The following is an 18,571-nucleotide window of genomic DNA, read 5'->3' on the forward strand; positions in this document are numbered from 1 at the left end:
AGGGGAACACGTGATCAAGGTTGGGGTGCTGGGCGCACGGGGCCGCATGGGGGGCGAGGTGTGCCGGGCCGTGGAGGGCGCGGACGACCTTGAGCTCGCCGCCGCCGTCGACGAGGGCGACGCGCTCGACGCCCTCACCGCGGCGGACGTCGTCGTCGACTTCACCCACCCGGGCGTCGTCATGGACAACCTCCAGTGGTGCGTCAAGAACGGCCTCCACGCCGTCGTCGGCACCACCGGCTTCGACGCCTCCCGCCTCGACACCGTCCGCTCCTGGCTCACCGACGCGCCGGGCAACGTCATCATCGCGCCCAACTTCGGCGTCGGCGCCGTCCTGATGATGCACTTCGCGCAGAAGGCCGCACCGTTCTTCGAGTCCGTCGAGATCGTCGAGACGCACCACCCGAACAAGGCCGACGCGCCGTCCGGCACCGCCCACCGCACCGCCGAGCTGATCGCCGCCGCCCGCGCGGAGGCGGGGGTCGCGCCCTCGCCCGACGCCACCACCTCCGGCCTCCACGGCGCCCGCGGATCGGACGTGGACGGCGTGCACGTCCACGCCGTGCGCCTCGCCGGCGCGGTCGCCCACCAGGAGGTCCTCCTCGGCGGCCACGGCGAGATCTTCACCATGCGCCACGACTCGATGAACCGCGCGTCCTTCATGCCGGGGGTGCTGCTCGCCGTCCGTGAGGTCGCCGGACGTCCCGACCGCCTCACCCTCGGCATCGAGTCGCTCCTCGGCCTGTGACGGACCCTCGGCCCGCGATGGACTTCGCCGCCGACCCGTGGGACTACCTCGGGGCGTCCGAGGCGATCGACATCGAGCATCCGCTCGTCCAGTCGACCGCCGCGCGGCTCCGCACCGGCGACGACATCGCCTACGCCCGGTCGGCGTTCGAGTATGTCCGCGACCACATCGCCCATTCCCTCGACGCGACGGCGTGGCGGGCGTCCGACGCGCTCGCGCAGGGCACCGGCCTCTGCTTCGCCAAGGCCCACGCCTACGTCGCGCTGCTCCGCGCCGGAGGCGTCCAGGCGGGCCTGTGCTACCAGCGGTTCGACGTCCTGCACGGCCTCACCGCCATCCTCGTCGACGACCGGTGGGTCCGCCTCGACCCGCGAGGCACCGACCTGGCCTTCTCCGCCTCGGAGGACCGCCTCGCCTACCCGGACACGCCCATCCTGCCCACGGTCCACGCCGTCCCGCCGCCCGCCGTCCTGGACGCGCTGAAATCCGCCACCCTCCCCACCACCCTCGGCTGACCACGCCGGGACGTCGCGCGGAGGGCCGCGTCAGCGGAGGTTCGTGAGGTCGAGGCCGTCGAGCCGGCCGGGGTCGGCGAGGATGTCGATCGCCACGACCCGGTCGTCCGCGATCGTGAAGGACAGCACCGACTGCGGCCGCCCACCGGCGATGTTGACCGTCCCGGCCGTGCCGTTGACCAGCGCCGGCCGCGCGTCGAACGCGGCCCGCCGGAACAGGAGCGCCTGCCCCGCCACGGCCTCCGCGCCGTGGATCTCCGTCCAGCCGCCCCCGGGGACGGCGCCCTGGTCCGCGCGCAGCACCACGTCCGGGTCGAGGACCGCGACGAGCGCCTCGAAGTCGCCGCCGCGGGCGGCGGCGAGGAACGCGTCCACGACCTGCCGCTGGCGCGAGAGGTCGCGCTCGGGCACCGGCACCGAGCCCCGCACCCGCCGCCGGGCCCTGCTGGCCAGCTGCCGGGCCGCGGCGGGGGACCGTCCCACGATCGGCGCGATCTCCTCGAACGGCACCGCGAACATGTCGTGCAGGACGAACGCCAGCCGCTCGGCGGGCCCGAGGGACTGCAGCACGACCAGGAGCGCGAGCCCGACCGAGTCCGCCAGCAGCGCCCGCTGCTCCGGGTCGACCCCGTCCGCGGGACTGATCACCGGGTCGGGAAGCCGCTCGTCCAGCACGGTCTCACGGCGGGAGGTGCGCGAGCGGAGCATGTCCAGGCAGACCCGCCCGACGACCGTGGTCAGCCACCCGCCCAGGTTCTCGACCGCGTCGGCGTCGGTCCGGCTGAGCCTCAGCCACGCCTCCTGCACGGCGTCGTCCGCCTCGGCCAGCGAACCCAGCATCCGGTACGCGACGGCCTTCAGATGCCCCCGGTGCGCCTCGAACCGCTCCGCCAGAAAGTCCCGCTCGTCCATCCGCCACGTCCCCCTCGCTCGGCTGTGTCGGTGGTCTGACGAGCCAGGCCGCGGAGATGTGACAAGGCGGCCTCAGAAACCGTGGCGCAGCCAGGGCTCCCACTCGTCCGTGGGGATCTCCAGGGCGAAGGGCTCAGGCAGGGCGATGGTCTCCCCGAACGCCCAGCTCGTCGACTCCTTGTACTCCCAGACGGCGAACTCGGGTTCGCTGTACAGGGTCACCTGCGCGACCTCCGGGTCACGGTCGACCAGGAGGTAGTAGGGGATGCACGCCCGCGCGTACCCGTTCCACTTGGTCGGCTTCGCCCGCCGCTTCCCCGGCAGGCGATCGTCGGAGGCGTTGGTCGGGGAGGTGACCTCCAGCACGAGGCCGAGGTGTTCCGGGAGGGCCTTTTTGATCTGTGCCCGCCGGATGCCGGCGGCGGTCTCCTGGCGAAGGAAGCAGAGGTCCGGGATGTAGCCATCGTGGATCTCGCTGAGGTTCACATCCTGGGTGGCGACGCAGCGCCATGGGAACGACGCGTCCACGACACGAGCCGCCGAGAAGGCGTGCCAGATGTCCTGGACGATGAAGTTGTGGGCGATGTCCGGCCCTGGCGACACGACGATCTCCCCATCGATGATTTCGGCTCGGGTGCCGTCGTGGGGAAGCTCCAGCAGGTCGGCGAGTTCGTCCCGCATCCAGAGGTTGTAGGGGGTATCGGGGAGCTCGCGATAATGGTGACTGGTGGCGACGATGCTCACTTTAGGTGACTCCTCCGTCACGTTCGGCTCCCATCATCGTAGAGTCCCTGGGTAGTCAGCGTACCCAGAATCCGTGATCCGGACGGGAAACAGCGTGGGGCCGGGGTTGTGCCGTGGTGGGGGCGGGCCTAGCGTTCGGCGGTGTGGGACGAGATCACGCGGACGGGCCGGTCGCGCGGCGTATGTGGACGGTGCTGGAGCCGCTGCACGCGGTGACCTACTTCTCGCCCGAGTGCCTTGAGGCGAGCAAGGACGTCGGCCTCAGGGGCTTCTGGATGGGGTATTTCGGAAGCCGGGGCGCGCCGCTCGGCGCGGTGGGGCCCGGGGTGATCGAGGCGACGTTCTTCGGGTTCCATCCGGAGCGGGTACGGCGTGCCGTGCCGGACGCGTGGACGTTCGCGTCGCCGGACGGCATCCTGCGGGCGCGGGGCCGCGCCGCGGCGAAGGCGCTGCGGCGGATCGCGCCGGGCATCGAGGACGTGGCGCCGGACGTGGTCGGGCCGCTGCGGACGGTCGTCGAGGCGGCGGACGGGGCCGGGCGTGCGCTGTTCGCGGCCAACCGGGACCTTGACGTGCCGGACGAGCCCGTGGAGGCGCTCTGGCAGCTGGCGACGTCGCTGCGGGAGCACCGGGGCGACGGGCACGTGGCGGTGCTGACGTCCGAGGGGCTCAGCGGGTTGCAGGCCAACGTCCTGGCCGCTGCGGCGGGGAACGTTCCGGCGCAATGGCTGCGGGAGAGCCGCGGCTGGTCACACAACGACTGGGACCACGCCGTCACCGCGCTCGCTGACCGGGGCCTCGTGGACGGCGACGGGATCACCGCGGACGGCCGGGCCCTCAAGGAGGAGATCGAGCGGCGCACGGATGCCCTCGCCGAGCCGCCCTTCCGGGCACTGGACGACCCCGAGGCCCTCCACCGGGCGCTCGTGCCGTTCACCAGGTCCGTCGCGGAGAGGGGCGACATGCCCTTCCCCAATCCGATCGGCGTGCCCCGGCCGGACTGACCGCAGCCGGACCGTTGACCCCGGCCGTTGCCCCCCGACCGTCAGCCTTCGGCCGTCACCCGGGGACCTTCGAGATGTCGACCGGGACGGTGCGGACGATGCCGGCCGCGGCGTAGGCGGCCTCCTCGTCCAGAGTCTCTTGTTCGAGGAGGACGCCGGCGAGGGAGTCCAGCTTGTCACGGTGGGCGCGGAGGGTGTCCAGGGCCTCGGAGTAGCACTCGTCCACGATGCGCCGGGCCTCCAGGTCGACCGCGTCGAGGGTGCCCTGCGCGGCGTACTGGCCCATCGGGTCCATGCCGTCGGGAGGCAGGATCGACAGCGGGCCGACGCGCTGGGACATGCCCCAGCGGCCCACCATGCCCCGCGCGATCTTGGTGACCTGCTCCAGGTCGCTCTCGGAGCCGGTGGTGATCACGCCGAAGACGAGTTCCTCGGCGGCCATCCCGCCGAGCGCGCCGATGATGCGGCCGCGCAGGTAGCGCTCGTCGTAGGCGTACCGGTCGCCCTCGGGGGTGGACACGGTGACGCCCAGCGCGCGGCCGTGCGGCACGATCGTGATCTTCCGGACGGGGTCGGCGCCCGGCTGGAGCATGCCGAGCAGGCCGTGCCCGGACTCGTGGTAGGAGGTCCGGCGCCGCTCCTCGTAGGGCATGACCACGGACCGGCGGGTGCCGAGCTGCACCTTTTCCAGCGCGGAATGGAAGTCGGCCATGTCGACCGCGCCCTTCTCCCGCTTCACCGCGAGGAGGGCGGCCTCGTTGACGAGGTTGGCGAGCTCCGCGCCGGTCATGCCCGGCGTCATCTTGGCGACGGCCGTGATGTCGGCGTCGGCGGCGAGCGGCACCTCACGGGTGTGGACGCGCAGGATCGCGATCCGCCCCTCCAGGTCGGGCGGGGACACGGCGACCTGCCGGTCGAACCGGCCGGGGCGCATGAGCGCGGCGTCCAGGATGTCGGGGCGGTTGGTCGCGGCGATGACGACGACGCCCTCGGAGCCGGAGAAGCCGTCCATCTCGGTCAGGATCTGGTTGAGGGTCTGCTCGCGCTCGTCGTGCCCGCCCATGCTGGCGCCGCTGCCGCGGGTCCGGCCGATGGTGTCGATCTCGTCGATGAAGATGATGGACGGGGCGGTCTTGCGCGCCTCGGTGAAAAGCTCGCGGACGCGGGCGGCGCCGACGCCGACGACCATCTCGATGAACTCCGACGCGGCGGCGGAGTAGAACGGGACGTCGGCCTCCCCGGCGACGGCGCGGGCGAGGAGCGTCTTGCCCGTGCCGGGCGGGCCGGTCAGCAGCACGCCGCGGGGGACGCGGGCGCCCATCCGGCGGTACTTGCCGGGGTCCTTGAGGAAGCCGACGATCTCGCTGAGCTCGGCCTCGACCTCGTCGATCCCGGCGACGTCGGCGAACGTGGCGCGTTTCTCGTCCGGCCGGACGGGCTTGGGGGACCGGCCGAAGCCGCCCATGATGCCGCCACCGCCACCGCCCGCCATCCGGCGCTGGAGCCACACCATCACGCCGATCCACAGACCGACGAACAGCAACGTCGGCAGCAGGGACAGCATCAGGTTGGCGAGGAGCCCGCGGTCCTCGTTCACCGGCTTGGCCTCGACCTGGACGCCCTTCGCGACCATCTCCGTGTAGATCTTGTCATCGGCGAAGGCGGGACGCAGCGTCTCGAACGCGGTGTAGGTCTTCTTCGCGTCGCCCTGGCCGGGGACCTGCTGGGCGCTCCTGAGCTTGCCCTGGATCTGATAGCCCTTGGTGTAGACGTCCTTGACGTTCCCCGCGGACACCTGCTGGGTGAACGCCGTGTAGGGGACGGTCACCTTCTCCTGCTTGCCGGTGATGTGCATCGAGGCGTAGCTGAGCCCGAAGACGACCAGCAGGAGCAGCCAGAACAGGGAGGTGTTGCGGCCGGGCCTCCAGCCGCCGCCGAGGCCGGGCACCCGCCGCCGCGGGCGCCGCTCGGGCACCCCTTCGGCGCGCCACGGCTGGTCGGGATCGTTGCGGGGCGGCACCGACTGGCGTCTGTCGGGCTCGCCGGGACCTGCACGGCGCGCCCTCGCCTCGCTCGGCTGCGGCGCGGGTCGCTTGGACGGCACGACTGACATTCCCCCCGTCCACCCACCCGGCCCCCGGGCCGGGTGATCAAGATTTTCCCGGATGCGCGACCGCGAGAACGCGGGTCACGGGAGCCCGGCCGGGCTCCGCGAGGTAAACGGCGCGCGGATCCAGGACGTTCCCCGCCCACCAAAGCTAATGTCCTTAGCTAGCCTCTCAGGTAAAGAGATTAGCTAACAAGCGAATCAAGCTAACCAGAGAGGCCATCATGATCCGCCGGCGAGCACTACTTCCGCATCGAGCCCGCCGGGCCCGGCCGCGTCCGCCTCACCCAGGGCGAGCGGTTCAGCGGGGCGGCGACGGGCCGTCAGCGCGCCGTCCCGGGACTCGCGAAGCCGTACTTGTTGAACAGCCTCTGCGCGGCGGGCGTGACCAGCCAGGACACGAAAGCGTCCGCCGCGTCCTCGTGGGGGCCGTCCTTCACCGCCGACGCCGGATACGCCGCCGTGACGTTCAGGCTCGCCGGAATGGGGACGCTGCTCGCAGCGGCCCCGGCGGAGGCCAGGTCGGTGATGTAGACGAGCCCAGCGTCGGCTTCCCCGGCACGGACACGGTCCAGCACGGCGCGCGCGCTGATCTCCTCCGACCTCCACCGGACGGTCAGCCCGGCCCGTCCCAGCACCTGCCGCGTGTACCGGCCCACCGGGACGGTCCCGGCGCCGACCACGACCCGCAGTCCCGGCCTCGTCAGATCCTGGAGTCCCTGGATGCGCCGCGGGTTCCCCGGCCCGACCGCGATGGTCAGGGAGTTGTGGGCGACGATCGGGCGCGGCCCCGTCAGGTACCGGTCGGCCTCCCGCATGCTCTCCGCGTCCGCCGTCACCAGCACATCACCGGGATCATGGTCGGACAGCCGTTCGGCCATCTCCTGCGAGCCGCCGAACTCGAACCGCAGCCGCACACCCGGATGCGCCTGCGTGTAGGCCACGCCCATCTCGCTGAACGCCTCCGTCAGCGACGAGGCCGCGAGGACGGTGAGCGTCACCGGCCCGGACGACCCGCCGCAGCCCGCCAGGAGGACCGGCAGGGCGAGGAGGGCGAGCAGGGCGGGCGCCCGGAGACGCCGCCGACCGGGGGAGTCGGGCATATGACCAGATCTTAGGGTGGAGGGGCATCGGCTCCCGTGATTCCGGCCTGGCGTGTCAGTGCCGCGGGCTAATCTCGGGCCAACCGAGATCCCCCTTCCGGAGGCCCGACGATGCCCCTCGACCTGATGGAACAGCTGCCCGGCGACTGGCGGGAGCGGCTCGACCCGCTGCTCGACCCGCTCGCCACCGCGGCGCTCGAAGCCTTCGTGGCGGGGGAGTACGACGGGCAGACCATCTACCCGCCGCGCGAGGACCTGTTCAACGCCTTCCGGCACTGCCCCTTCGACCGGGCCCGCGTCCTGATCCTCGGCCAGGACCCCTACCACGGCCCCGGCCAGGCACACGGCCTCAGCTTCAGCGTCCGCGAGGGGGTGCGGCTGCCCCCGTCGCTGCGCAACATCTACAAGGAGCTGGCCGGCGACCTGGAGATCCCGCCCGCCACGTCCGGTGACCTCACCCGCTGGGCCGACCAGGGCGTCCTGCTGCTCAACGCGGTGCTGACCGTCCGCGCCGGCGACGCGGGCTCGCACGCCGGGAAGGGCTGGGAGGACTTCACCGACGCCGCGATCCGCGCCCTCAACGACAAGACCGACCGGGTCGTCTTCGTCCTCTGGGGCGCCTACGCCCGCAAGAAGGCCCGGCTGATCACCGGCCCGCAGCACACCGTGATCGAGTCGGCGCACCCGAGCCCGCTCAGCGCCAAGAAGTTCTTCGGCACCCGCCCCTTCAGCGCCGTGAACAAGGCACTCGTCGACGCAGGCCAACCCGAGATCGACTGGCGGTCCTAACGGCAATCCCGGCCCAGAGGGGCTCGCCTGGCGGCTGTGTTCATTGCAATCCCGGCCCAAGCGGGCTCGCCTAGCGGCTCGCCCGCTTGACCGTGCTTGGGCGAGCGCGTCATCGCTTCGCGATCATCCCGTCGGGGCTCGCCTCCGGCTTCGCCCCGGCGGGCTGGTAGCGCGCTCGCGTGACGGCTGAGGTTCTCGGACGGCAAGCTCCGGATGACCGCGGCCATCGGGGCGATCGTGGTCAGAGGGCCAGGCCGACCGCGAGCAGGACGCCGTAGACGATCTGGAGACGGGCGGTCTCGCCCAGGACCGGGATCAGGGCGGGGCCGGACGCGCCGTTCAGCACCTTCTGCGTGGGGGGCACCGACAGCGGCGCGGCCAGCAGCGCGATGAGCACCCACGGGTGCGGGGCCGCCAGCGCCAGGACGATCATGAACGGCAGCGCGGTGCAGACGGCGTACATGATCCGTGTCCAGCGGTCGCCGAGGACGACGGCGAGGGTCCGCTTGCCCGCGACCCGGTCGGTGGGGATGTCGCGCAGGTTGTTGGCGACGAGCAGGCCGCAGGCCAGCAGCCCGATCGGCACGGCCGCCGCCCACGCCTCCCAGGGCAGGCCCTCCACCTGGACGTAGACCGTCCCGACGACGGCGACCAGGCCGAAGAACACGAACACCGAGATCTCGCCCAGCGCCCGGTAGCCGTAGGGGATCTTGCCGCCGGTGTAGAACCAGGCCGCCAGGATCGCCGCGCCGCCGACCAGGAGCAGCCACCACGTCGTCACCGCGGCGAGGACGAGCCCGGCGACGGCGGCGGCGAGGAAGCTGCCGAGCGCGGCCGCGAGGACCTGCTTGGGCGGCGCCGCCCTCGAGCCGACGAGCCGGAACGGCCCGACGCGGTCCTCGTCGGTGCCGCGGACGCCGTCGCTGTAGTCGTTGGAGTAGTTCACGCCGATCTGGAGGACGAGCGCGACGAACGCGGCCAGCAGGGCGCGCCACCAGACGGCGTGGTCCTCACCGATCGCGACACCGGTTCCGACGACGACGGGGACGAGGGACGTGGGCAGGGTGCGGGGCCGGGATCCGGCGACCCATTGGGAGAGCGTGGCCACAGTTACCGCGTGTTCTCGTGGGACGACAGGGGACTAACCCCTTGATTCTTCCCGATGATCATGAGTGCTCGGGCGCAGCCGCAGCGACAGGGCCAGCCCGAGCGCCAGGATCGCGGCGGTGGCCAGGGCCCCGTGCCTGGTCGCGACGGCCAGGCTGGAGTCGGCGGCCCGCGCCTCGACGGCCATGCCCGGGGTCCGGTGCAGGTCGCGCCCGTACGTCCCGGCGCTCTCCCGCAGCTCGCGGGCGACGGCGGCCTGCCGTTCGGGCGGCAGCCCGGAACCGGCGAGCCGGTCGGTCATCGCGCCGCCGAGGCTCGTCGCGAACACCGTCCCGATCAGCGCGATGCCGAGCGCGGAGCCGACCTGCCGGGCGGTGGACTGGGTGCCGGACGCCTGCCCGGCCAGCGCGGGCGGCACGTCCGCCAGCGAGACGTTCGTGAGCTGCGCGGACGTCAGGCCGAGCCCCAGCCCGTACAGCAGCATCCACGGCGCGAGCCCGAACCCGGTCGTGGACGCCGAGACGGTCAGGCCGAGCGCGACCACCGCGGCGACCTCCAGCACCATGCCGATCTGCACGACCCGGTGCGCGCCGCGCCGGTTCGCCAGACGGCCGGCGTAGCCGCCCGACAGGAACGCGCCGATCGCCAGCGGCAGGATCGCGACGCTGATCTGCAGCGGCGACGTCCCGTGCACGCCCAGCAGGAACAGCGGCAGGACGAACAGCAGCCCCAGCTCGCCCACGCTGATCAGCGACGAGGCCAGGTTCCCGTGCCGGAAGTTGGGAATGCGGAACAGCTCCAGGTCGAGCATCACGGCGCGTCCGGCGGCGGCCCGCGCCCGTTCGACGACGACCAGCGCCGCGATCAGCGCGATCCCGAGGCCGAGGACGACCGGGACCGGCGACAGCCCGGACTCGGGCCAGTCGAGCCCGGCCATCGAGAACGGACGTGTCGACGTCCACCAGCCGTACGCCTGGCCTTCGATGAGCCCGCACACCAGGGCGCCGAGCCCGAGTGCCGACAGCAGCCCGCCCACCCAGTCGATCTCGCGGCGGGCGCTGCCGGAGCGTTCCCTGCGCGTCTCGGGCATCAGCGTGAGCGCCCCCGCGATGAGCGCGGCGCCGAGCGGCAGGTTCACCCCGAACGCCCAGCGCCAGCCGCCCCCGGTGGCGAGCGCGCCGCCCGCGAGCGGGCCGAGCGCGGCCATGCCGCTGATCAGCGAGCCCCAGATCCCGAACGCGACGGCGCGGTCCCGTCCGGTGAACATCGCGTTCACCGTCGACAGCGTCGCCGGGAGGATCATCGAGGCTCCGACGCCCTGCAGGGCGCGCGCGCCGATCAGGGCCCCGCCGCCGCCCGCCACGGCCGCGAGCAGGCTCGCCGCGGCGAACACCGCGACCCCGGTGACGAACAGGCGCCGCCGCCCGAACAGGTCCCCGGCCCGGCCGAAGGGGATGAGCAGCGCGGCGAACACCAGCGAGTAGACCGAGGTGACCCACTCGGCGTCCGTGGTCGTCAGGCCGAGGTCGGTGACGATCCGGGGCAGGAGCACGCCCACGATCGTGGCGTCCACAACGATGAGCGAGACGCCCAGGCTGATGACGACCATGCCGAGCCAGCGGCGGCGGCCGGTGCGCGGCGTCCCCGCCGTGGCCTGCGGCGGCGGGGTCAGGGAAGTGGACTCGGGCACGACTTCAAAGATATGGCCGGACGTGCCGCGCCGCTCACCGACCCCTGCGAAAGGTCCCCGGGACACGGTGTGTCACGTGCCGTCACCCCGGATGTCGGTGTGGAGGCGGATCTGGCGGACGGGCTCGCCCATGTCGAGCGTCCGGGCGGTCCCGTCGGGGGCCCAGCCCGCGGAGCCGAGGAACGTCCGCATGACCTCGTCGTCCTCGAACGCCCAGGTGATCAGCGTTGCGAACCCGTCCTCGCGGAGGAGGTCGGCGGACGCGGCCAGCAGCCGGCTGCCGTGCCCTGCACGGCCGTGCAGGGGGTCGACCAGCAGCGCCACCAGTTCCGCCGTCACCGCCGGGTCGAGGTCGGCGTCTTCGGCCGGGCCGTGCGCGGCGAACCCGACGACCAGGTCCGCCGCGACCGCCACCAGCAGCCGGTGCCTGGGGCTCGGCGGTGACGCCGCGGCCTCCGCCCACCGCTGCCGCCACGCCGCCAGCGCCTCGGCGCCGGTGACGCGGTCGAGGACGCCCGCCGGGAGGAGGTCGCGGTAGCCCTGCCGCCACGCGCGCACCTGGATGTCGGCGACGGCGGCGGCGTCCGCGCGCCGTGCGGGGCGCACGCCCACATCGGCCATGAGGTCGGGTGTCCTCTCGTCGGGGATCACCGTCCACCCTAGAGCGCGCCGGTCAGCGCGGGGGCGCCGCACCCGTGCCCGGCTCCGCGCCGGACGGCGGACGGCGGCGGGCACGGTAGGCGCGGGTCTTGGTGCGGTTGCCGCAGACGCGCATCGAGCACCAGGCGCGGGAGCGGTTCTTGGAGGTGTCGAAGAACGCCCAGCGGCAGGTGTCCTCCTGGCAGACCTTCAGCCGGGTCCACGTGCCGTCCGCCGACGCCTCCATGATCGCGGCGGCGAGGCGGGCGAGGGCGGTGGCGGCCGTCCCGGGCGGGCCGAGGGGGACGAGCGCGGGCCGGGGGCCCGTGAGCCCGATCCGCAGGGGGAGTGCGGCGAGGGCACCGTCCAGGCCGTCGGCCGGTCCGCCGCCGTCAGGGGCGGGACTGCCCGGGGGAAGGCTGTCTGGGGCAGGAACGGGCGGGCCGTGGTGGGCCAGCATCGCGGCGCGCAGCCCTTCCCTCAGCGTGATCGCCCCGGCCAGGTCGGACTCCCCGGCCGCCGCCCCGGAGGGGATGAGACCGTGCCCGGCCAGCCACTCGGCGAGCCGGGCGGGCGTCGCGAGCCCGTCGGTGCCGGAGTCGACGTCGAGCGTGTTGACGAAGTCCCGCAACAGCGCCGCGGCGCCCTCGCCGGGACGAGCCTCGGCCATGAGCCCTCCTGACCTGTTCGCGATCCACCCTACCAATATCGACACCGGTGTTCGTCCTTCGGTGGTTGCAACGATCCAACACCAGCGTTACGGTTTAGCTGGTGTCTACGAACGGAGGACGGATGAACGCGCTGCCCTATCTGGCCAGCCTGGCGGGCCGCCTGCCTCACCGGTACCCGGGCGCCCGCCACGAGTACGCGCGGCTGCACGCCGACATCGTGGAGGCGCGCCTTGCGGCCCGCGCCCGTGACTCCGAGCGCATCGCGCACCGGTTCGGCCGCGCGCGGTCCGGGGGTGCCCGGTGACCCCGAAGGTGACCAACATCGTCATCGACTGCGCCGACCTCGACGTGATGGCGGCGTTCTGGGGCGGGCTGCTCGGCATGGAGGAGACGTGCCGGGAGGACGACTGGCTCGATCTCGGGCCGCTCGGCGAGGGCGGCCCGCTCCTGTCGTTCCAGCTCGTCCCCGAGCGGAAGACGATCAAGAACAGGCTGCACCTGGACCTGGACGTGCCCGACATACACGCCGCGGGCGAGCGTGCGGCGGCACTCGGCGCGTCGCCCGCCGGTGGGCCGATGGGCGACCCGCGGTACCCGTTCCGGGTCTGGCGCGACCCCGAGGGCAACGAGTTCTGCTTCACCACCCTGCACTGAGGGCGGGACGGCGCGGCGGACGCGCCGGTGCGTCAGCGGCGGACGACCGCGGCGAGGCGGCGGACGCCCTCGGACAGCTCGGCCTCGTTCGCGGCCGTCCCGTAGCTGATGCGCAGATAGGGCGCCGGCGCCTCGGCGGGGAAGAAGGGGCGCCCGGCGCTGACGAGCACGCCGGCCCGCAGGGCGGCCTCGGCCAGCTCGACGTCGTCGACGCCGTCCGGGAGGCGGGCCCACAGGTGGAACCCGCCGGCCGGGCGGTTCGGGCGCAGCTCCGGCAGGTCGCGTGCGAACGCGGACAGGACGGCGTCGCGCCGCGATCGCAGCGCCGCGCGGACGGCGCGCAGATGACGCGGCCAGCCGGGGGAGCTGACCAGCTCCAGCAGGGTCTCCTGCAGGGGACGGGCGGGGAAGAACTCCTCCACCAGCTGCGTCGCGCGGATCCGCTCCGCGACCGGGCCGCGTGCGATGACCGCCGCGACCCGCAGGCTCGGCGCGGTGGCCTTGGTGAGTGAGGCGATGTGCACGACGCGGCCCTCGCCGTCCAGCGCGATCAGCGGCGGCGGGGGCGGGTCGATGCCGAGGTGGCGCGCGAAGTCGTCCTCCACCACGAACGCGCCCGCCGCCCGCGCCACCGCGAGGACCTGCTCGCGCCGCCGCGGCGGCAGCACCGTCCCCGCCGGGTTGCCGAAGGTCGGCTGGCAGTACAGCACGCGCGCGCCGCTCATCGCGAACGCCTCGGCCAGCAGGTCGGGGCGGACGCCGTCATCGTCGGCCGGGACCGGCACTGGGTGGATCCCGCTCGCCCGCGCGATGGCGAGGACGCCCAGGTAGGTCGGCGACTCGACCAGCAGGGACGCGCCGGGCGGCAGCAGCGCCCGCAGCACCGTCGTCAGCGACTGCTGCCCGCCGCTGGTGATCACCACGTCGGACGGGACGACGCCGCCGCCGACCGCCCGGGCGAACCAGGCGCGCAACTCCGGCATCCCGCCGAGCGCCGGCATCTCCCAGGCGTCCGGCCGCCGCGCGGCCCGTGCCGCGGCCGTCGCGAGTGCGCGCGCCGGCTGCAACGTCGGGTGCAGGTAGCCGCCGCTGAGCGCGGACGCGCCCTCCGGTGCCGGGGTGAGCAGCCCCGCCACCCCGGCCGCGTCGACCGAGCGGTCCCCGAGGGTCACCGCCTGCCAGCCGAGGTCGGCCGGGCCCGCGGCGGGCACGGGGCGCTCGGCGGCGAACGTGCCGCTGCCCGGACGGGTCACCACGAGCCCCTCGGCGGCCAGCAGCGCCAGCGCCCGCGACACCGTGACCGGGCTGACCCGGTGCCGCTCGACCAGCGCGCGGCTGGACGGCAGGCGCTCACCGGGCCCCAGGCGGCGCACCTCGGCACGCAGCCGATCGGCCAGGGAGAGCACACTGCTATCGTGTTGCATGAGAAATGAGGATAGCGCTACTGCCTCCACGCGGATAGCGCTCGGCGGTCTCTGGCTCGCGGCGCTGGGCGTCCTGATCTACTCGTTCACCTTCCCGGCCACGGTCTTCGGGCTGGACGGCCTGGACCCCTACCTGATCGGCATCGGACGCTCCGCCGCCGCGTCGGCGCTCGCGGGCGTAGCGCTCGTGGCGGTGCGGGCCCGTCCGCCGCACCGCGGCCAGTGGGCCGGGCTGGCGGTCGTGTGCGCCGGGGTGATCTTCGGCTTCCCGGTGCTGACCACGCTCGCGCTCGACCACGGCGCCTCGTCCGCGCACGCGGCGGTGGTGATCGGCCTGCTGCCCGCCGCGACCGCCGTGCTCGCGGTCCTGCGCGCGGGGGAGCGGCCGTCCCGCGCGTTCTGGCTGGCCAGTGGCGCCGGTGCGGCCTGCGTCACCGGCTTCGCGCTGGTCCGCGGCGCCGGGTCCGTCACCGCCGCCGACCTGCTGCTGTTCGCCGCGCTGCTGGCCGCCGCGGCCGGATACGCCGAGGGCGCCCGGCTCACCCGCGCCATGCCCGGCTGGCGCGTGATCTCCTGGGCGCTGGTGCTGGCCGCGCCGGTCACCGTCCCCGTCACGGCCTGGCTGCTCGCCACGACCGGCCCCCACTGGACGGGACGCGCCGCGCTCGGCTTCGGCTACGTCACCGCCTTCTCGGCCTACCTCGGCTTCTTCGCCTGGTACGAGGGCCTCGCGCGCGCCGGGATCGCCCGCGCCAGCCAGGTGCAGCTGGCCCAGCCCGTCCTCACCCTGGTCTGGGCGGGCGTCTTCCTGGACGAGCGGATCGACGCGACCACCGCGTTCGCCGCCGTCGGCGTCCTCGTCTGCGTCGCACTGACCCAGCGGACGCGGGTACGCCGTATCCGAGACGACTCGCGCGCCGTGACGGACAGGGACGACGTCACCGCGCCGCGGCTTTCGAGGAGCAGCGCATGGCCGACGAACTGACCATCCCCGAGGGCGGCTTCTGGCCCGCCCCGGAGATCCCGCAGCCGAACATCTACCCGATGGAGTGGAGGGTCGAGACCGACAAGCTCGCCGCCATCTACGAGAAGTCGAAACGCACCGTCTGGAACCCCGCCGACCTGCCCTGGGACGCCCTCCGCCCCGGCGACCACACGCCGGAGCAGCGCCTCGGCATCATGTACTGGTTCGCCGTCCTGGCCAACTTCGACGCCTCGGGCCCCGCCGTGTTCGCCCGCGCGACCATCCAGGCGTTCGAGCAGCACGAGGAGGACCCCGTCCGCAAGTGCTTCTTCTCGATCACCCGGGACGAGATGAACCACGAGGAGTGCTGCCAGCGCTCCATCGCCGCGATCTGGCCGGGCGGCCCCCTCGCGTGGAACCCGAGGACGGATTTGGAGAAGGCCGCGCACAACAACATCGGGTGGCTGTACCACAACGGCGGCCGCTACTGGCACGGCTACAAGTCCGCCGTCGGCAAGTACTCGCTCGCCGTGCTGTTCACCAGCTTCATGATGGGCGAGATGGCCGCTTCGACCCTCTTTCGCGGGATGGCCTCGGGCACCCGCCACCCCCTGTTCGGCGACATGTTCGCCAGGATCGGCCGGGACGAGTCGCGCCACCTGCAGATCTGCATGACGATCCTGGAGAACGAGTGGCCGGGCCTCACCGACGACGTCAAGGGCCAGATCACCAAGCAGCTCCGCGCCGGGTTCGTGTTCCTGTCGATGATCCTCTGGGAGCCGCCCGAGGGCTTCTGGGAGCTGCCGCCCTACTTCCTTCCCAACCACCGGGTCCTCATGGCCCACGCCCGCGACGCGGGCCTGGGCGTCCTGTCCTTCGAGGAGCAGGCGGAGAACTGGAAACAGGCCATAGCCCGCGTCCGCGCGATCGTGGAACGCTGGGGCATCGAGTTCCCCGCCATCCCCGAACTCGACATCTCCGGCGTGGACGTCACCGTCATCGACCCGGAGGACATCATCCCGGTCTTCTAGGACACCCAAGTGGACCCGCTCGTCACCGTGTGCAGTGAGACGGTCACGGGTAATGGGCGGTTATGGACGTCGGAACCGATCACCGGGCGCGTGCGGTCCCGGCCTCCGCCCGGACCGGGCCGCGGCGGCGCCGCGCTGCGGCCGGCCGCGAGCATGCTCTGGACTATCCGAGCGGATGGTTCGCCCTGGCGCTGTCCAGTGAGCTGGCCCGCGGGGCGGTGCTGCGGCGGCGGCTCGCCGGGGAGGACGTCGTGCTCTACCGCACCCGCTCCGGGAGCGCGCACGCGGTACGGCCGCACTGCCCTCACCTGGGCGCCCACCTCGGACACGGCGGCAAGGTGGAGGGAGAGGACCTCGTGTGCCCCTTCCACCGCTTCGCCTTCGCCCCCGACGGGTCCTGCGCCGGAGCCCCTGACGGCGCGGTGATCCGCGGACGGCTGGAACACCATCCGGTGGCCGAGAGCGACGGATTCGTGTTCGCCTGGCACGGCGGAGACGGCACCCCCGGCTTCGAACCCCCGCGCTCACTGGGCGCGGACCTGGCGCCGACCTCCTGCTGGACGACCCGGCTCCGCGCCCACGTGCAGGACGTCTCGGAGAACCTCGTGGACTACCGGCATCTGAGCGCGCTCCACGGCCTGCGCTCGGCCGAGCCGCTCGTGGTCGAACCCGACGGGCACAGGCTGCACACGCAGATGCGCATGTCCGTCGCCGACCGGAGATGGGCCCGCCCGTTCACCGGCTCGGAGATCTCGTCGTGGCTGGAGGGCCTCGGATGCCTGCGGACGAAGATCCGCGTGTCCCGGCCGCGCCTGACCCTGCACCTGTGGATCACGGCCACGCCCGTCGACCCCGGGCGCACCCGGGTGCGGGTGGCGTTCGCCTGCATGATCGGCGGCCGCCGCGTGACCCTGGCGAACAAGGTCCTCGCCTGGATCTTCCTGCGGCTCGCCGTCAAGGTCGTCCGTGAGGACGTCCCGATCTGGAACCACCAGCGGCACCTCGACCACCCCCACCTGACCCACGGAGACGAGGGGATCGGCGTCTACCGGCGCTGGGCGCGCCGGTTCTACGCGCCGGCACCCGACTCCGCGGCCGACGCCTGACGGGCATTGCTGATGGGCATCGCCTGACGGGCATCGCCTCACGCCTTCGACGGATCGCGCTCCTGGTGCTCGGCGCAGTCGACGCGCAGCGCCGCGTCCCCGAACGGCGTGTCGAGCAGCGCGCAGTGGTGGGGGCGCGCCGGGTCGTCGTGGGCGTCCCGGACGAAGAACCGGCAGGTCACGCAGGTGCGGGCGACCGCGAGCACGCCGGTGTCGTGGAGGCGGCCGACCAGGTCGAGCAGGAAGCGCAGCGTGTCGGCCTTGTCGGACTCCGGCTCGGCGGCCAGCCACCCGGTCACCGGGTCGGACCAGTGCGCCAGGTCGGCGGCGAGCCGGGCACCGGTCTCGGTGAGGGAGAAGACGTGGCTGCGGCGGTCACCCGGATCGGAGTCGCGCCGGACCAGTTCCTTGCGGCGCAGCGCCGCCAGCGCGTCGCTCATGGTCGCCATCGTGACGTCGAACTCGGCGGCGAGCTCGCCGACCCGCGGCGGACGGGCACGGCCCACCAGGTGCATCAGCAGCTGCGTCTGGATGGGGCTGAGCCCGTTCGCGTACGCCTGCCGCCACAGCAGCGTGCGGACGACGTGACCGGCGCGCTCCAGCGCGGCCACCAGCCGGCGGTCGAGATCCCCGCCACCGTGCGCCACGGGCAGGGCGGTGTCGATCGGCAGTTCGCCCTCGGCCTGCACGTTCCCTCCGATCCTCAGCAGTCCTAAGCATAAGCCTTGACACGATGGGAACCGGCTCCCTACTTTACTGAGGACACCTAAGCTTAGGATTCCTCAGTAAATCGAGAAAGGCGGATCATGTCCCGACTCGCGGCTGTCCCCCCGGACACCACCGAACCCCGCGCCGCGGCCCTGCTCGACCGCGTGGAGCAGGCCCTGGGGTCGAGGCCGAACATGCTGCTCACCATGGCCACGTCCCCCGCCGTCCTCGACGCCTATCTGGCCTTCAGCGGCGCCCTGGCCGGGGGACACCTCTCGGCGACCCTGCGCGAGCAACTGGCCCTGACGCTGGCGGCCGAGAACGAATGCGGATACTGCCTGGCCGCGCACACCACCTTCGGCGCCCGCGCCGGGCTCAGCGACGAGGAGATCGGCGCCAACGCACGCGGCGAGGCCGCAGACCCCAGGGCAGCCGCCGCGCTGCGCTTCGCCCGCCGGGTCGTCCGCACGCGCGGCTTCGTCAATGAGGAGGACCTCGCGGAGGTGCGCGCCGCCGGGTTCGGCGACGGCGAGATCGGTGAGATCGTCGGCGCGGTGGCCCTCAACGTCTTCACCAACTACTTCAACTCCGTCGCACAGACCGATCTCGACTTCCCCGCGGTCCCGGTGCCCTGGGCCGAGGACTGACACACCTC

General features: G+C 73.1%; 20 protein-coding genes. 10 read left to right on the forward strand and 10 right to left on the reverse strand.

What is annotated here, in order from left to right; translation table 11 throughout:
- Positions 1-10: 10 nt before the first annotated feature.
- Both dapB and AGRA3207_RS32190 read left to right on the forward strand, forming a co-directional pair.
- A complete protein-coding gene (gene dapB / locus AGRA3207_RS32185) occupies positions 11-748 on the forward strand; it encodes a 4-hydroxy-tetrahydrodipicolinate reductase (protein WP_231330881.1) in 738 nt (245 codons plus the stop codon).
- Entirely contained in the window at positions 745-1,263 is a 519-nt protein-coding gene (locus tag AGRA3207_RS32190) for a transglutaminase-like domain-containing protein (protein ID WP_231330882.1), read from the forward strand. Before dapB ends, AGRA3207_RS32190 begins: the two co-directional genes overlap by 4 nt.
- Before the next feature lie 30 nt (positions 1,264-1,293).
- Here the strand turns inward: AGRA3207_RS32190 and sigJ are convergent, their stop codons facing one another.
- Entirely contained in the window at positions 1,294-2,175 is an 882-nt protein-coding gene (sigJ, locus tag AGRA3207_RS32195) for an RNA polymerase sigma factor SigJ (RefSeq protein ID WP_231330883.1), read from the reverse strand.
- 72 nt (positions 2,176-2,247) lie between these two features.
- Positions 2,248-2,919 (reverse strand): Uma2 family endonuclease, encoded by a 672-nt coding sequence (locus AGRA3207_RS32200; RefSeq protein ID WP_231330884.1) that lies wholly within the window; start codon positions 2,917-2,919, stop codon positions 2,248-2,250.
- Between the two features lie 143 nt (positions 2,920-3,062).
- On the opposite strand from AGRA3207_RS32200, the gene AGRA3207_RS32205 reads away from it, so the two are divergent.
- Positions 3,063-3,923: an SCO6745 family protein gene (locus AGRA3207_RS32205; protein ID WP_231330885.1), complete on the forward strand. Its 861-nt coding sequence runs from the start codon at positions 3,063-3,065 to the stop codon at positions 3,921-3,923.
- A gap of 55 nt (positions 3,924-3,978) precedes the next feature.
- On the opposite strand, the gene ftsH is transcribed toward AGRA3207_RS32205, so the two are convergent.
- Both ftsH and modA read right to left on the reverse strand, forming a co-directional pair.
- Positions 3,979-6,027: an ATP-dependent zinc metalloprotease FtsH gene (gene ftsH, locus AGRA3207_RS32210; RefSeq protein WP_231330886.1), complete on the reverse strand. Its 2,049-nt coding sequence runs from the start codon at positions 6,025-6,027 to the stop codon at positions 3,979-3,981.
- A gap of 326 nt (positions 6,028-6,353) precedes the next feature.
- Positions 6,354-7,133 carry a molybdate ABC transporter substrate-binding protein gene (gene modA / locus AGRA3207_RS32215; protein ID WP_231330887.1) on the reverse strand — a complete coding sequence of 260 codons (780 nt, stop codon included), beginning with the start codon at positions 7,131-7,133 and terminating at the stop codon, positions 6,354-6,356.
- A 111-nt stretch (positions 7,134-7,244) separates the two neighbouring features.
- Here modA and AGRA3207_RS32220 point away from each other — a divergent pair, with 111 nt between their 5' ends.
- Positions 7,245-7,922: a uracil-DNA glycosylase gene (locus AGRA3207_RS32220; RefSeq protein ID WP_231330888.1), complete on the forward strand. Its 678-nt coding sequence runs from the start codon at positions 7,245-7,247 to the stop codon at positions 7,920-7,922.
- Positions 7,923-8,163: 241 nt separating this feature from the next.
- Here AGRA3207_RS32220 and AGRA3207_RS32225 read toward each other — a convergent pair whose 3' ends face one another.
- The 4 genes from AGRA3207_RS32225 to AGRA3207_RS32240 all read right to left on the reverse strand — a co-directional run bounded on the left by AGRA3207_RS32225 (position 8,164) and on the right by AGRA3207_RS32240 (position 12,028).
- Positions 8,164-9,030, reverse strand: a complete 867-nt coding sequence (locus tag AGRA3207_RS32225) for a 1,4-dihydroxy-2-naphthoate polyprenyltransferase (RefSeq protein ID WP_231330889.1) — start codon at positions 9,028-9,030, stop codon at positions 8,164-8,166.
- A 33-nt stretch (positions 9,031-9,063) separates the two neighbouring features.
- A complete protein-coding gene (locus AGRA3207_RS32230) occupies positions 9,064-10,719 on the reverse strand; it encodes an MFS transporter (protein ID WP_231330890.1) in 1,656 nt (551 codons plus the stop codon).
- Positions 10,720-10,791: 72 nt separating this feature from the next.
- Complete coding sequence (locus AGRA3207_RS32235) at positions 10,792-11,370, reverse strand: GNAT family N-acetyltransferase (protein WP_420830814.1); 579 nt, start codon at positions 11,368-11,370, stop codon at positions 10,792-10,794.
- A gap of 22 nt (positions 11,371-11,392) precedes the next feature.
- The gene (locus AGRA3207_RS32240) at positions 11,393-12,028 is read right to left on the reverse strand and encodes a CGNR zinc finger domain-containing protein (protein WP_231330891.1); all 636 of its coding nucleotides are present in this window, start codon (positions 12,026-12,028) and stop codon (positions 11,393-11,395) included.
- Between the two features lie 101 nt (positions 12,029-12,129).
- Between AGRA3207_RS32240 and AGRA3207_RS32245 the strand changes: the two genes are divergently transcribed.
- A complete protein-coding gene (locus AGRA3207_RS32245; RefSeq protein WP_231330892.1) occupies positions 12,130-12,333 on the forward strand; it encodes a hypothetical protein in 204 nt (67 codons plus the stop codon).
- Positions 12,330-12,683, forward strand: a complete 354-nt coding sequence (locus AGRA3207_RS32250) for a VOC family protein (protein WP_231330893.1) — start codon at positions 12,330-12,332, stop codon at positions 12,681-12,683. Before AGRA3207_RS32245 ends, AGRA3207_RS32250 begins: the two co-directional genes overlap by 4 nt.
- A 32-nt stretch (positions 12,684-12,715) precedes the next feature.
- Here the strand turns inward: AGRA3207_RS32250 and AGRA3207_RS32255 are convergent, their stop codons facing one another.
- Positions 12,716-14,107, reverse strand: a complete 1,392-nt coding sequence (locus AGRA3207_RS32255) for an aminotransferase-like domain-containing protein (protein ID WP_231330894.1) — start codon at positions 14,105-14,107, stop codon at positions 12,716-12,718.
- Here AGRA3207_RS32255 and AGRA3207_RS32260 point away from each other — a divergent pair.
- The 3 genes from AGRA3207_RS32260 (at position 14,106) to AGRA3207_RS32270 (ending at position 17,208) form a co-directional block, all read left to right on the forward strand.
- Positions 14,106-15,092 (forward strand): DMT family transporter, encoded by a 987-nt coding sequence (locus AGRA3207_RS32260; protein WP_231330895.1) that lies wholly within the window; start codon positions 14,106-14,108, stop codon positions 15,090-15,092. The two genes, AGRA3207_RS32255 and AGRA3207_RS32260, sit on opposite strands and share 2 nt — an antisense overlap.
- Positions 15,077-16,102 carry a hypothetical protein gene (locus AGRA3207_RS32265; RefSeq protein ID WP_231330896.1) on the forward strand — a complete coding sequence of 342 codons (1,026 nt, stop codon included), beginning with the start codon at positions 15,077-15,079 and terminating at the stop codon, positions 16,100-16,102. Before AGRA3207_RS32260 ends, AGRA3207_RS32265 begins: the two co-directional genes overlap by 16 nt.
- A gap of 62 nt (positions 16,103-16,164) precedes the next feature.
- Entirely contained in the window at positions 16,165-17,208 is a 1,044-nt protein-coding gene (locus tag AGRA3207_RS32270; protein ID WP_231330897.1) for an aromatic ring-hydroxylating oxygenase subunit alpha, read from the forward strand.
- Between the two features lie 38 nt (positions 17,209-17,246).
- Here AGRA3207_RS32270 and AGRA3207_RS32275 read toward each other — a convergent pair whose 3' ends face one another.
- The gene (locus AGRA3207_RS32275) at positions 17,247-17,897 is read right to left on the reverse strand and encodes a MarR family winged helix-turn-helix transcriptional regulator (RefSeq protein WP_231330898.1); all 651 of its coding nucleotides are present in this window, start codon (positions 17,895-17,897) and stop codon (positions 17,247-17,249) included.
- A 117-nt stretch (positions 17,898-18,014) separates the two neighbouring features.
- On the opposite strand from AGRA3207_RS32275, the gene AGRA3207_RS32280 reads away from it, so the two are divergent.
- Positions 18,015-18,563 carry a carboxymuconolactone decarboxylase family protein gene (locus AGRA3207_RS32280; RefSeq protein ID WP_231330899.1) on the forward strand — a complete coding sequence of 183 codons (549 nt, stop codon included), beginning with the start codon at positions 18,015-18,017 and terminating at the stop codon, positions 18,561-18,563.
- The last annotated feature ends 8 nt before the right edge of the window (positions 18,564-18,571 follow it).

It is taken from the genome of Actinomadura graeca (assembly GCF_019175365.1).
Taxonomy (GTDB): domain Bacteria; phylum Actinomycetota; class Actinomycetes; order Streptosporangiales; family Streptosporangiaceae; genus Spirillospora; species Spirillospora graeca.